The organism is Aurantibacter sp., assembly GCF_039941195.1.
Taxonomy (GTDB): Bacteria; Bacteroidota; Bacteroidia; order Flavobacteriales; family Flavobacteriaceae; genus Aurantibacter_A.
This window is the reverse complement of the sequence record NZ_JBDVFA010000013.1, coordinates 1-12,857: the sequence shown is the minus strand read 5'-3', so window position 1 is coordinate 12,857 and position 12,857 is coordinate 1. Positions and strand designations below refer to the sequence as shown.

14 protein-coding genes are annotated in these 12,857 nt (G+C 34.0%); all 14 read left to right on the top strand.

Annotated elements, in window-relative coordinates; translation table 11 throughout:
- Positions 1-39 precede the first annotated feature (39 nt).
- Positions 40-423 carry a cytochrome C oxidase subunit IV family protein gene (locus ABJF52_RS02350; protein ID WP_348145732.1) on the top strand — a complete coding sequence of 128 codons (384 nt, stop codon included), beginning with the start codon at positions 40-42 and terminating at the stop codon, positions 421-423.
- Positions 424-510: 87 nt separating this feature from the next.
- A complete protein-coding gene (locus ABJF52_RS02345; RefSeq protein ID WP_348145730.1) occupies positions 511-1,143 on the top strand; it encodes a hypothetical protein in 633 nt (210 codons plus the stop codon).
- Positions 1,140-1,868, top strand: coding sequence for an SCO family protein (locus tag ABJF52_RS02340; RefSeq protein WP_348145727.1), 729 nt, complete (start codon positions 1,140-1,142; stop codon positions 1,866-1,868). Before ABJF52_RS02345 ends, ABJF52_RS02340 begins: the two co-directional genes overlap by 4 nt.
- Before the next feature lies 1 nt (position 1,869).
- Positions 1,870-2,400 (top strand): DUF420 domain-containing protein, encoded by a 531-nt coding sequence (locus ABJF52_RS02335; protein ID WP_348145724.1) that lies wholly within the window; start codon positions 1,870-1,872, stop codon positions 2,398-2,400.
- Positions 2,401-2,485: 85 nt separating this feature from the next.
- Positions 2,486-2,689, top strand: coding sequence for a hypothetical protein (locus ABJF52_RS02330; RefSeq protein ID WP_348145867.1), 204 nt, complete (start codon positions 2,486-2,488; stop codon positions 2,687-2,689).
- A 115-nt stretch (positions 2,690-2,804) separates the two neighbouring features.
- Positions 2,805-4,052, top strand: a complete 1,248-nt coding sequence (locus ABJF52_RS02325) for an ABC transporter permease (RefSeq protein WP_348145721.1) — start codon at positions 2,805-2,807, stop codon at positions 4,050-4,052.
- A gap of 9 nt (positions 4,053-4,061) precedes the next feature.
- Positions 4,062-5,318 (top strand): ABC transporter permease, encoded by a 1,257-nt coding sequence (locus tag ABJF52_RS02320; protein ID WP_348145718.1) that lies wholly within the window; start codon positions 4,062-4,064, stop codon positions 5,316-5,318.
- A 30-nt stretch (positions 5,319-5,348) separates the two neighbouring features.
- On the top strand, positions 5,349-6,461 hold the full coding sequence (locus ABJF52_RS02315) for an efflux RND transporter periplasmic adaptor subunit (RefSeq protein WP_348145715.1): 1,113 nt from the start codon (positions 5,349-5,351) through the stop codon (positions 6,459-6,461).
- A 100-nt stretch (positions 6,462-6,561) separates the two neighbouring features.
- Entirely contained in the window at positions 6,562-7,263 is a 702-nt protein-coding gene (locus ABJF52_RS02310; protein WP_348145713.1) for an ABC transporter ATP-binding protein, read from the top strand.
- Positions 7,256-8,485 carry an ABC transporter permease gene (locus ABJF52_RS02305; protein ID WP_348145710.1) on the top strand — a complete coding sequence of 410 codons (1,230 nt, stop codon included), beginning with the start codon at positions 7,256-7,258 and terminating at the stop codon, positions 8,483-8,485. Before ABJF52_RS02310 ends, ABJF52_RS02305 begins: the two co-directional genes overlap by 8 nt.
- A 1-nt stretch (position 8,486) precedes the next feature.
- Entirely contained in the window at positions 8,487-9,749 is a 1,263-nt protein-coding gene (locus tag ABJF52_RS02300) for an ABC transporter permease (RefSeq protein ID WP_348145707.1), read from the top strand.
- Positions 9,750-9,778: 29 nt separating this feature from the next.
- Positions 9,779-10,927, top strand: a complete 1,149-nt coding sequence (locus ABJF52_RS02295; protein ID WP_348145705.1) for an efflux RND transporter periplasmic adaptor subunit — start codon at positions 9,779-9,781, stop codon at positions 10,925-10,927.
- 33 nt (positions 10,928-10,960) lie between these two features.
- A complete protein-coding gene (locus ABJF52_RS02290; protein WP_348145702.1) occupies positions 10,961-12,310 on the top strand; it encodes a TolC family protein in 1,350 nt (449 codons plus the stop codon).
- An 80-nt stretch (positions 12,311-12,390) separates the two neighbouring features.
- Positions 12,391-12,857 (top strand): tRNA (adenosine(37)-N6)-threonylcarbamoyltransferase complex dimerization subunit type 1 TsaB (tsaB, locus tag ABJF52_RS02285; RefSeq protein WP_348145699.1); only part of this gene is annotated, 467 nt, incomplete at its 3' end.

Below are 12,857 nucleotides of genomic sequence, written 5' to 3'. Positions count from 1 at the left end.
GTTCCTAATGTATGGAACATTATTTAATAGTATTGAAGCATGGCGCACGCACATAAATTAGAAATTTTTAGAGGTTTAGTTAAGTTCAAATCTAATACACAAAAGATTTGGGGTGTACTTATATTTTTGTCAATTATTACAGCAATAGAAGTTGCATTAGGTATTGCTAAGCCAGAATTTTTAACTCATAATTATGTTTTGGGAATGAAAATTCTCAATTGGATATTTATCATACTTACATTAGTAAAAGCATACTATATTACATGGGATTTTATGCACATGCGTGATGAAAAAAGTTCATTACGTAGAGCTGTAGTTTGGACTCCTATTTTCTTGGTATTTTATTTGCTATTTATTCTTCTTGTGGAAGCTGATTATATTTATGAGGTTTACCATGATGGATTTATAACTTGGAATTTCTAAGAAAAGACCTAACAATTCAAAGTATTTTAAGACGGCTATAAGCCGTCTTTTTTTTGCGATGTTGTATCTTTGCAAAATCCATTTATTATGAAAAAGACCTTCGTTTTAGTAAGCCTATTTGTACTGCCTGTGGTAATCTATATGTTCTTTGCCTCAGGGGTTTATAATTTTGGTAAACTACCAGTTTTAACTACTGATATTGCCTCTATTAACACTAAAGATTCAAAAGTTAGTTTTGATAATAAAATTACGATTCTTGGTTTTTTAGGAAATGCTATTGAAAATAAAAAAGGCAATGCATTTAATCTAAATCAAAAAATTTATAAGCGGTTTTATAAGTTCAATGATTTTCAATTTGTAATGATGGTACCTAAAGGTTCCGAAAATAAAGTTGCCGAATTAAAAAAAGAATTAGGTCACCTAGTTGATATCAAAAAATGGAATTTTATATTTTCAGAGGAACAAGATATTAAGAATGTGTTCAATAGTCTTAATACAGATTTGGAACTTGATGATGATTTAGGTTCACCATTTGTTTTTATAATAGATAAGGATGGCAATCTACGTGGAAGGGATGATGACGAAGATGAAGGTGTTAAATATGGTTTTAATACTACCTCGGTGGCAGATTTGAATAATAAGATGGAAGATGATGTTAAAATAATTTTAGCGGAATACAGAATGGCATTAAAGAAAAATAACGCTAATAGAGGGAAATGAAACAGAACAAGTATAGTTACGTTTGGGTTTCGTTAGTAGTATTGGTGTTCGGTATTATTTTTATTCCTAGAATAGTTGACCGTGTAAAGGATGGCACCATTGTGAAAACGGACCGCATGAATGTAAAGAGTGGTAACGAGGAGCTTGCATTCATTACTTTAAATGGTCAAAAACGTCGTGTACCTGAATTTACTTTTCTTAATCAAGATAGTCTTATAATAACCGATAAAGATTATTTAGGTAAGGTATATGTGGTGGAATTCTTTTTTACCACTTGTCCTTCTATATGCCCTGTAATGACAAAAAATCTTGTTACTTTACAAGAAGAGTTTAAAGATGAAGAAAATTTTGGTATTGCTTCTTTTAGTATCAATCCAAGATATGATACTCCGCATGTGCTAAAAGAATATGCGGATAAATATGCTATAAATGACCTTGATTGGCATTTAATGACCGGTGAGCACGAAGCTATTTATGAATTAGCTAATACTGGATTCAATATTTTTGCAGCTGAAGCTTCTGATGCACCTGGAGGTTTTGAGCATTCAGGATTATTTGCTTTGGTGGATAAAAGAGGCTATTTGCGTTCTAGAATGGATAAGTTTGGAAATCCTATTATTTATTATCGTGGTATGATATTGGAAGAAAAGGGTGAAAATAGTACGGGGGAAACTGAGCAAATATCAATTTTAAGAACCGATATTAAAAAATTATTAGAAGAATAGGATGGATGTATTGGCACAAAAAGAAAAGAAATTTAATAAGTTAATAACGATAGTTTCAATTGTTGTTCCCATTGCTGTGGCATTACTATTTGTAGTGAGAATTCCTAATGTACAACCACTGAGTTTTCTTCCACCGATTTACGCTACAGTAAATGGAATTACTGCTATTTTATTAGTTGCGGCAGTATGGGCTATTAAAAATGGAAAAAGAGCATTGCATCAGAAACTAATGACCGCTTGTATTGCATTGTCATTAGCATTTTTACTGATGTATATTGCATATCATATGACCTCTGAATCTACTTCCTTTGGTGGTACGGGTGCTATAAAGTATATCTATTTATTCATTTTAATTACACATATAATTCTTTCAATTGTAATAATTCCTCTGGTGCTTAAGACCTATGCGAGAGCTTATTTAAAGCAGTTTGAGAAACATAGAAAATTAGCAAGAATTACTTTTCCAATTTGGTTATATGTAGCCGTAACAGGTGTAATTGTTTATGTAATGATATCTCCTTATTATGTATAGGCTTTTAGCAAATATGAGAAAGTTCAATACGTTGGTCAAACAAAATTGTCCGAATGCAGTCCATTTTATATTTGGTTATAAAAGGTTGAATTATTTATTGTTCGTGTGGTTGTTCTTGTCTTCGCAGTATACACAAGCACAATGCGCCATGTGCAGGGCAGTGCTTGATAGTGAAGAGAATATTGCTATTGCCGAAGGTGTTAATAATGGCATAGTCTACCTGATGGCTATTCCTTATATATTAGTTGGGGTTCTTTTTTATTTTGTTTATAAGAAGATGACTTCTTAACAACTACAAGATTTACTTTAACAATATTTTATATTTATAACTGTAACAAAGTTCATTTGTGGTAGTCTTAATGTAATACAAGCGTATTTCATTTCAACCAACCTAAATGTAACTTATGTTCGATATCGAACGCTGGCAAGAGATTTTTGATACCATTCGTAAAAATAAATTACGAACATTTCTTACTGGTATTTCTGTTGCCTCAGGAATCTTCATTTTAGTAATTCTTCTCGGTTTTGGTCAGGGCATGCAAAATGGTATTGCGAAAGAATTTGAGAGTGATGCCAGTAATTTAATTGGTGTTTGGACTCAGGTAACTACAAAAGAATACAAAGGATTAAATCCTGGTAGAAGAATTCATCTTCGTCGCGAGAATTATGACATGCTTGAGAAGTTGTATGATGAAAAGCTAGAATATAAATCTCCTCAATATAGAGTATTTAATACATCAGTTAATTATGGTAAGGAATCCGGTGCTTATATGGTCTGGGGTACTTCGCCAGATTTTCAGCATATTGAAAATGCCTCCATGTCTTATGGTCGATTTTTAAATTATTATGACGAACAACAGAAATCAAAAGTTGTTGTCATTAGTAATAAGATTCATCGTGAATTGATGGATAATGTTGAAAACCCTGTTGGTAGACAAATCGAGATTGACGATTTAAGTTTTAAAATTGTTGGTGTTTATAGTGATGCTGGAGGTGAGCGTGAGGAAGAGAAAATTTTTATGCCGGTAACTACCTCCCAGGTTGTTTTTAATGGAGGTGATAGTTTAAATATGGTATTTTTTACTTTAAAACCAGCGGCAACCTTTGAGGAGTCTTTGGCCGATTCTGAGCAATTTTCTGCAGAGATGAAAAGCTACCTTCAACAGGCCCATACGGTAGCACCAGATGATGCAAGTGCAATTAATTCATTCAATACTTTAGAGCGAGTACAACGTTTTCATAATTTAAATTATGGCATAAAAATGTTTTTTTGGTTTGTTGGTATTTGCACAATTATCGCAGGCATAGTTGGGGTTAGCAATATTATGTTAATCATTGTAAAAGAACGAACGAGAGAGATTGGTGTGCGAAAGGCTTTAGGAGCTAAGCCTTGGTCCATAATTGCAATGATACTTCATGAAGCTGTATTTGTGACAGCCGTATCGGGTTTTGCAGGTTTAATATTAAGTATGGGTTTACTCGAACTTGTTGGTCCCAATGTGGAGGTAGACTATATATTAAATCCCTCAATAAATTTTAGTGTGGCAATAACAACCGTTTTCTTATTAATTGTGGCCGGTGCTGTAGCAGGATTTTTTCCTGCGTGGCGAGCCGCAAGTATAAAACCTATTGAGGCCTTACGAGACGAATAAAAATAAATTATGTTTAATCAAGATCGTTGGAAAGAGATACTTCAAGTGCTAACCACAAATTGGTTTAGAACTATTTTAACTGCGTTTGGGGTATTCTGGGGAATCTTCATACTTATTCTCTTATTGTCTGCAGGAAAAGGTTTGGAAAACGGAATACGCTCAAATTTCGGGGACATTGCAACGAACACGATGTTTACATGGACTCAGAAAGCCACGAAAGCATACAAAGGTTTACCGAAAGATCGAATATATTATTATGATACTGATGATGTGCCTGCACTTTGGAATAATATAGACGGTCTAAGGTTTGTTTCACCAAGAAATCAATCTGGTGGTTTTAATGGAGGGGGAAATGTTGTTAGAGGATTAAAAACTGGTGCGTTTAGCATTTATGGCGATTATCCTGAAATTATTAAACAACAACCTATGGATATTACTTCCGGTAGGTTTATCAATCAATTGGATATTGAACAAAAACGAAAAGTTGCTATAATAGGTATTGATGTTCGCAATAGTCTATATGAAAAAGATGAAGAAGTTTTAGGTACTTATATAAAGATTAACAATGTCAATTTTATGGTAATTGGCACCTATAAAAAGAATGAGAATAACGGGAATAATCAGGCGCAAAAAGAGATTTATACGCCTTTTACAACTTTTTCTCAGGTTTTTAATCGTGGTAATAATATTGGGTGGATGGCCATAACAGCTGTAGATGGCACTCCAATTACGGATATTAAAGAACAAATATTTGCACTATTAAAAGAACGTCATCGCATTCACCCTGAAGATGCAAGAGCTATTGGGCATTTCGATTTATTTGAGGAGTTTAGTCGTGTACAGCGATTGTTCGGTGCCTTACGTTTTATAGGATACTTTGTAGGTATTTTGGTATTGCTTTCTGGAGTAATAGGGGTGAGTAATATAATGCTCATAGTGGTAAAAGAACGCACTAAAGAAATAGGAATTCGAAGGGCATTAGGCGAGAGTCCGTGGTCTATTAAAAAGCAGATTTTAATGGAGTCTATTTTCTTGACCATTATATCAGGAATGGCGGGAATTGTAATGGGTGCCTTAACAATTTATGGAGTCAATTTTATTTTAGATTCAAATGGTCCAGTGCCCATGTTTGCTAATCCAAGTGTAAACTTAGGTGTTGTTTCCATAGCATTAATCATTTTAATAATTACGGGATTGTTTGCAGGTTTCATCCCTGCAAATAGTGCTATAAGAGTAAGACCGATAGAGGCATTACGAACAGAATAGAAAAATCATCAATCAATCAAACGAACAAAAATGAAAAAGAGAATAACAGTAATCATCTTATTACTCATAATAGTATCCTTCGGTGCCGCAATGTATTACTTATATCAAAAGAACGCGGAGGATCCTGTAGTTTATGAAACAGAGCAACCATCCAAGCAAAATATAGTTAAAAAGACTGTTGCAACAGGTAGTATTTTGCCGCTTGAGGAGGTGTTGATAAAGCCTAATATTTCGGGAGTTATTGAAGAAATTTATGTAGAAGGTGGAGACTACATTAAATCGGGTGATTTGTTGGCTAAGATAAAAGTAGTTCCAAATTTAAATGCATTAAATGATGCCCGAAATAATATTGATGAAGCCAAAATTGCATTAGACGATCAAAAAAGAAATTTAGACCGTCAGCAAATTTTATTTGATAAAGGTGTTATTTCAAAGGTAGATATGGAGCGGGCGGAAGTTGGTTTTAATCAAGCGAAACAAGCGTATGGAGCAGCGCATAAGCGATACGATATTGTAAAAACTGGAACAACATCTGGGCTTAGTGGTTCGGCAAATACGTTGATAAAATCTACAGTTACCGGAATGATTTTGGAAGTACCAGTAGAAGTTGGTAACCAAGTTATTGAAAGTAATAATTTTAATGAAGGTACTACTATTGCAGCTATTGCTGATGTTGAGAAAATGATTTTTGAGGGAAAGGTAGATGAGTCCGAAGTTGGAAAAATCAAAGAAGATTTGCCATTAGAAATTACTGTAGGGGCAATTGAAAATACGGTTTTTGATGCTGTTTTAGATTATATAGCACCAAAGGGCAATGCTGAAAACGGAGCCATACAATTTGAAATTAAAGGAACTTTGAAAAAGAGTGACACAACATTTATTCGTGCCGGTTTGAGTGCGAATGCATCAATAATTCTAGGGAAGGCAGATAGTGTTCTCTCCGTAAAAGAAGCACTTGTACAATTCGATTCTACAACCAAAGCACCCTATGTAGAGGTCGCGACTGGTGATCAAGAATTTGAGCGACGCGATATTGTTTTGGGTATTAGCGATGGTATTCATGTTGAAGTAAAATCAGGTATAAAATCTGAAGATAAAATCAAAGTGTGGAATGCTTTGAAAAAAGAAGAATTCGGTGGATAACCTAATTTAACAAAATATTGTACAAGTTCTTGTAACAAAATTAGAACTTAAATGTCTTATTTATGGATTCTAAATCCAAGAAACAACTAACACTAACAAAATGATTGAGATAAAAGATCTTCACAAGTCTTATAAAATGGGAAGCAATTCGCTACATGTTTTAAAAGGACTAAATTTTAACATAGAAGAAGGCGAACTTGTAGCAATTATGGGTTCTTCTGGTTCAGGAAAATCAACATTGCTGAATATTCTGGGAATGCTGGATGAATTGGATGAGGGTAGTTATACACTAGATGGTGTACCAATCAAAAATCTAAACGAAACGAAAGCCGCACAATATCGAAATAAATTTTTAGGATTTATATTTCAATCATTTAACCTTATAAATTATAAGACAGCCGTAGAAAATGTTGCACTCCCACTGTATTATCAAGGGGTAGGAAGAAAAGAACGCCAAGAAAAAGCATTAAAGTATTTAGAGCAAGTAGGTTTAAAAGAATGGGCAGGTCATTTGCCAAGTGAATTATCTGGTGGGCAAAAACAAAGAGTTGCCATTGCAAGAGCATTAGCTGCAGAGCCTAAAGTATTAATGGCTGATGAGCCTACAGGGGCTTTAGATAGTAAAACTTCCTATGAGGTAATGGATCTTATTCAGAAAATAAATGATGACGGAAATACCATTTTGGTAGTTACCCATGAGCCTGATATTGCTGATATGTGTAAACGTATTGTGCATTTAAAAGATGGGGTGATTGTTGAAGATAAAAAAGTAGATCAAGTAAGAGCGTCGCAGTATGTTTAGTAGAGACACTTGGCATGAGATATTTGAAACCATTCAAAAAAATAAACTACGTACATTTTTATCGGGGTTTACGGTTGCATTAGGTATACTGATTTTTGTTTCATTAGTGGGCTTAACAAATGGACTTCAAAATACTTTTAACGAGTTTTTTAGCAACAATTCAAACAATATGCTCTATTTATTTCCTGGGAGGACATCAGTACCATATAAGGGTTATAAGAGTGGTCGTCAAATAGAATTTGATGTTAGTGATATAAAAGATATTGAAAAGAATTTCTCATTGATGACTGAATATATTACCCCAAGAATTGATAGGGGAGGGGTTGTTAAATATAAGAGTGAGTTTAATAATTACAATATAAGAGGAGTAAGTGAATCTTTTCAATTTGCGGCGAACACCTTAATTATGAAAGGAAGATACTTGAATAAGGAGGATATTCGACAGAAGACCAAGTTTGCTGTTATTGGAAGGCTTGTGGAGCAGGATTTGTTTGGTTCTGAAAATGCAATTGGAGCATACATAGATATTGCTGGTAGTGTTTTTAAGGTGGTAGGAGTCTTCCAAGATGAAGGGGGTGACGATGAGGAAAGACAGATTTATATACCGTATACAACTAGGCAATTGATTGAAAAAAATACAGACAAAGTTGATATATTAATAATCGGTTTTAAGCCAGAAATAGGGTATGTTGGAGCTATGGCTTTTGAGTCTAGTTTAAATAAGTTTTTAAGAGATAAAAAGTATATCAGTCCAGCGGATCAAAACGGAATCTATATTAGAAATGTAGCAGATCAGTTTAAACAAAATCAACAATTTGCAAGTGTGTTGGCTTATATAGCTGGGTTTATTGCGTTCGGAACCATACTGGCAGGCATTATTGGAATTAGTAACATTATGGTTTTTGTTGTAAAAGAACGAACCAAAGAATTGGGGATAAGAAAGGCATTAGGAGCGACTCCTAGAGCGGTTATTAGTTCTATTTTATTAGAATCAGTTTTTATAACTACAATTTCAGGAGTTATTGGTATGGTGATTGGTATTGCAATCTTAAGTTCGTTGGGTGAAAAGTTAAAAGATTTCTTTATTACAGATCCATATATTAATATCGGTTTAGCATTTTTTGCAACTTTTATATTGATTTTATTCGGTGCAATTGCAGGCTATATTCCGGCAAAACGTGCGTCTAAAATTAAACCAATTGTAGCCTTAAGAGACGAATAGTATGAGATTTATATTCAATAGCAATACCTGGCAAGAGATTTTTGGTTCAATCAGTAAGAATAAGACCCGAACGATAATAACAATGATTGGGGTTCTCTGGGGTATTTTTGTTTATATAGGTCTTTCGGGTGCGGCAAAAGGTATGGATAATGGTTTTGAGAAAGTGTTTAAAACGGTATCTATGAATAGTATGTTTGTATGGGGTCAAAGTACAAGTATGCCTTATGAAGGTTTTAAAACTGGTAAGCCTGTACAGTTGAAATTAAAAGATGTTACAACTTTAAAAAATAGAATATCGGAAATTCAACATATTGCACCACGTATTAATCTTGGTAGCTTTGGAAGTGAGCCTGTTTATATTGTTCGTGGTCAAAAGTCTGGAACATATCCTGTAAATGGAGATTACCCGGTTTACACGAAAATTGCTACAAAAAAAATATTTGATGGCGGTAGATTTATTAATGAGGAAGATATTGAACAAGCTAGGAAGGTTTGCGTTATTGGTGAACGTAACCTTCAAGAGCTTTTTGATAAAGATGAAAATCCAATTGGTCAATATGTTCGAATTGGAGATGTGTATTTTCAGGTAGTTGGTGTTCATAAAGTGGCACAAGGAGTAAGTTTTGATAGTGATGATTCTATTTTTATTCCATTTACAACATTTCAAAAATTATATAACTCAGGTGATAATGTGGGTTATTTATGTATTGCTGCCTATGATGATGTTGACGTTGTTCAAGTTGAAAAAGACATACGAGCCCTGTTAAAAAACATTCATAGAATAAACCCTAAAGATGAACGAGCAATTGGAGGTTTTAATCTTGGGGAACAATTCACTAGAGTAGCTGGGTTCGCGAACGGATTAACTTTTCTGTCATTAATAGTGGGTATAGCGACAATTTTGGCAGGTGTTATAGGTATTGGAAACATACTTTTAATTTCAGTAAAAGAGCGAACAAAGGAGTTGGGTGTTCGTAGAGCATTAGGAGCCACCCCTGCAGAAGTACGTAATCAAATAATTCTCGAATCTATTTTTTTAACAGTTTTAGCAGGTATCATTGGAATTATTTTGGGTGCAGGGTTGCTTTCATTAATAAATTCATTAACAAAGGATATTGATTTTCCATATACGAACCCAACAGTGCCTATTCCTTATGTTTTAGGCGCCTTGGTAATTATGGTAGTACTAGGTACATTAATAGGGTTGATTCCAGCTCAAAGAGCGGTGAGTATTCGACCAATAGATGCACTAAGAGAAGAATAAAAGACAGTAAACACTTAATTAAACTTAAAATGAACAAGATTTTAAAGTATTCATTGATTGGCCTTTTAATATTGGGAGCTCTTTGGGCGACGGCATTTTTTATAAAATCGAATAGCAAGTCCTCAACTACTTATAATACCCAAGCCCCTTTTGTTACAAATATTGAAAAGAAGACAGTGGCAACTGGAAAAGTTGTGCCTGAAGATGAAGTTGAAATAAAGCCGCAAATTTCCGGAATTATTCAAGAGATATTTTTAGAAGAAGGTGTAAAAGTAAAGGCAGGTGATTTAATAGCAATAATAAAAGTTGTACCTAATGAGCAATCATTAAACCAAGCAAGAGGTAGAGTGAAAAATGCAGAAATTGGTTTAAATAATATAACCACTGAATATAATAGGAATAAGACTTTATTTGAAAAGGGTGTGATATCAAGTCAAGATTTTAATGGTTTGCAATTGCAGTTTGATCAAGCAAAGCAAGAATTGCAAAATGCACAAGCTGATTACCAAATAATTCGAAAAGGGTCATCTGGAGGTTCTGCTTCTGCAAATACGAATATTAGAGCGACTGTAGACGGAACAATTCTTGAAATACCAGTAGAGGTTGGTGATCAAGTGATTCAAAGTAATAATTTTAATGATGGTACTACAATTGCAACTATTGCCGACTTAGGTAGTATGATTTTTGAAGGCAAAGTAGATGAAGGAGAAGTTGGTAAATTAAAAGTGGGTACACCTTTAAAAATTAGCCTTGGAGCTATTGAGGGGCAAGAGTTAAATGCGAAGTTAAGATTTATTGCTCCAAAAGGTATTGAGGAAACAGGTGCAGTACAGTTTAAAATAGAAGGTGAAGTAGAAACTAATGATAGTATTTTTATCAGGGCAGGTTATAGTGCAAATGCATCAATGATACTAGAAAAGAAAGATAGCGTATTAGCTATTTCTGAGGCATTGCTACAATTTGATAAGAAAACAGATAAGCCTTTTGTTGAAGTAGCAGTTGGTAATGTTGAAGAACAAAAATTTGAACGAAAGAATATTGAAATTGGAATTTCTGATGGGGTTAATGTTGAAATTCTTTCAGGACTTTCTGAAGAGGATTTGGTAAAACAATGGAATAAAACTGAGCCTATTAAAATAGGAGAGGAAGAGGATGAAGAAGATGGGGCAGAAGAATAGTAATCATCAATCAAAAATATAAAATCAAAAAAAATGAAACTTAAACTAACAGCAATACTGCTAGTGTTCACTGTGGGTGTAATTTTTGCCCAAGAAAAGAAATGGACACTAGAAGAGTGTATTTTATACGCCGAGGAAAATAATATTTCTATAGCACAATATGAACTCGATTTGGAAAGCACAATAATTGACGAGTCTGATGCTTTTGGTAATTTTCTGCCTGATGCTAGTGTAAGTTTAAATTCTCAAGCAAGTACAGGTCTGTCATTTGATCCAACAAATAATCAACCCGTAACAACTACCATTATATCAGCAAGTGGAGGTTTTACTTCTAGTGTTAGTATTTTTAATGGAATGCGTAATATTAATCGGCTTCGCAGAGCAAGAATGAATTCGATGGCGAATCAATATCGTTTAGATGATTTGAAAGATGACATCCGTTTAGGAGTTGCTGATGCATACTTAAATATTATTTCAAATAAAGAAACATTAGTTACTCTAAAGGCTCAATATGCGGTTACAGATCAAGATTTAAAAAGGAGCGCCGAGTTGGTTGAAGCTGGTGTAATTCCAAGAGGAGATTTGTTAGAGATTGAAGCAACTGCGGCCAGTCAAGAACAGCAAATTGTAAATACTGAAAATTTAGTACTGATTTCAAGAATAAATTTGGCACAATTGCTACAACTAACAGATTATGAAAATTTTGATGTAGCTGAAGTTGATATCGAAGTTCCACCTTCTGAAGTATTAAATAAATCTCCAAAAGAGATTTTTGCAACGGCACTTACTTTTCGAAACGATATTAAATTTTCTGAAAGCAATGTGGAACTTGCTGAACAAGATTTAAAAATCTCTAAAGGTGCATTATTGCCAACCTTGGGTGCTTTTTTTAACTATAATACGCGTTATTCTGACCAGGAAAATTTTAATAATATAACGGGCTTGCTTGAAACGGATAGTTTTAAAGATCAGTTATGGATGAATGATGGTATTTCTTATGGATTGCAATTAAACGTTCCTATTTTTAGTCGATTTGTAAATAAAAATAATATCAGGCGTTCGGAGATTAATGTTCAAAAAGCAGAATTACAATTTGAGCAAGATAAATTGGACCTTGAAACCAATATTAACCAAGCTTATGTTGATGTAAAAAGTTTTGCAAAAGCTTATGAAGCAGCACAGAAAACATTAGAAGCTACACGATTGGCTTATAATTATTCAAAAGAAAAATTTGATGTAGGCTTAATGAACGCCTTTGATTTTAGTCAAGCGCAATCTCGAGTTGATAATGCAGAAGCAGATGCCGTGCGCACAAAATATGATTATATCTTTAGACTTAAAGTATTAGAATTTTACTTTGGTATTCCCCTTAGTTTAAATTAAACAAAGCAACTTAAATATTAACCTGCTAGACTTCTATAGAAACTAGCAGGTTTTTTTATTTGGCAGTATCTTTGCAAACAATGGCAACAATTTTAAATATCGAAACTGCAACAACTAACTGTTCGGTTAGTGTCTCTCATTATGGTAAACTAATTGCCCTAAAAGAACACGATACGCCTAGCTATTCTCATTCAGAGCAACTGCACTTATTTGTTGATGAGGTAATTAAAGAAGCTAAACTTTCATTAGATGATATAGATGCTGTAGCTGTTAGTAAAGGCCCTGGGTCGTATACAGGATTAAGAATTGGAGTTTCGGCGGCTAAGGGACTTTGTTTTGCATTAGATGTTCCACTAATTAGTATTGCCACTTTAGAAAGTATGGCACAGCAATGTGTGGCCAATGAGGTGGATTTTGTTATTCCCCTTTTGGATGCCAGGCGCATGGAAGTTTATTCAGAAGTCTATGATAATAATTTGAAATTACTTCGTAAAACGGAAGCTGAAATAATAGCTTCCGATAGCTTTAAAGAATATGCTTCAAAAGG

Bases quoted from the DNA above. Each gene is read 5' to 3' on its own strand.
- ABJF52_RS02350 (WP_348145732.1), top strand. From the start codon at position 40: ATGGCGCACGCACATAAATTAGAAATTTTTAGAGGTTTAGTTAAGTTC.
- ABJF52_RS02345 (WP_348145730.1), top strand. From the start codon at position 511: ATGAAAAAGACCTTCGTTTTAGTAAGCCTATTTGTACTGCCTGTGGTA.
- ABJF52_RS02340 (WP_348145727.1), top strand. From the start codon at position 1,140: ATGAAACAGAACAAGTATAGTTACGTTTGGGTTTCGTTAGTAGTATTG.
- ABJF52_RS02335 (WP_348145724.1), top strand. From the start codon at position 1,870: ATGGATGTATTGGCACAAAAAGAAAAGAAATTTAATAAGTTAATAACG.
- ABJF52_RS02325 (WP_348145721.1), top strand. From the start codon at position 2,805: ATGTTCGATATCGAACGCTGGCAAGAGATTTTTGATACCATTCGTAAA.
- ABJF52_RS02320 (WP_348145718.1), top strand. From the start codon at position 4,062: ATGTTTAATCAAGATCGTTGGAAAGAGATACTTCAAGTGCTAACCACA.
- ABJF52_RS02315 (WP_348145715.1), top strand. From the start codon at position 5,349: ATGAAAAAGAGAATAACAGTAATCATCTTATTACTCATAATAGTATCC.
- ABJF52_RS02310 (WP_348145713.1), top strand. From the start codon at position 6,562: ATGATTGAGATAAAAGATCTTCACAAGTCTTATAAAATGGGAAGCAAT.
- ABJF52_RS02305 (WP_348145710.1), top strand. From the start codon at position 7,256: ATGTTTAGTAGAGACACTTGGCATGAGATATTTGAAACCATTCAAAAA.
- ABJF52_RS02300 (WP_348145707.1), top strand. From the start codon at position 8,487: ATGAGATTTATATTCAATAGCAATACCTGGCAAGAGATTTTTGGTTCA.
- ABJF52_RS02295 (WP_348145705.1), top strand. From the start codon at position 9,779: ATGAACAAGATTTTAAAGTATTCATTGATTGGCCTTTTAATATTGGGA.
- ABJF52_RS02290 (WP_348145702.1), top strand. From the start codon at position 10,961: ATGAAACTTAAACTAACAGCAATACTGCTAGTGTTCACTGTGGGTGTA.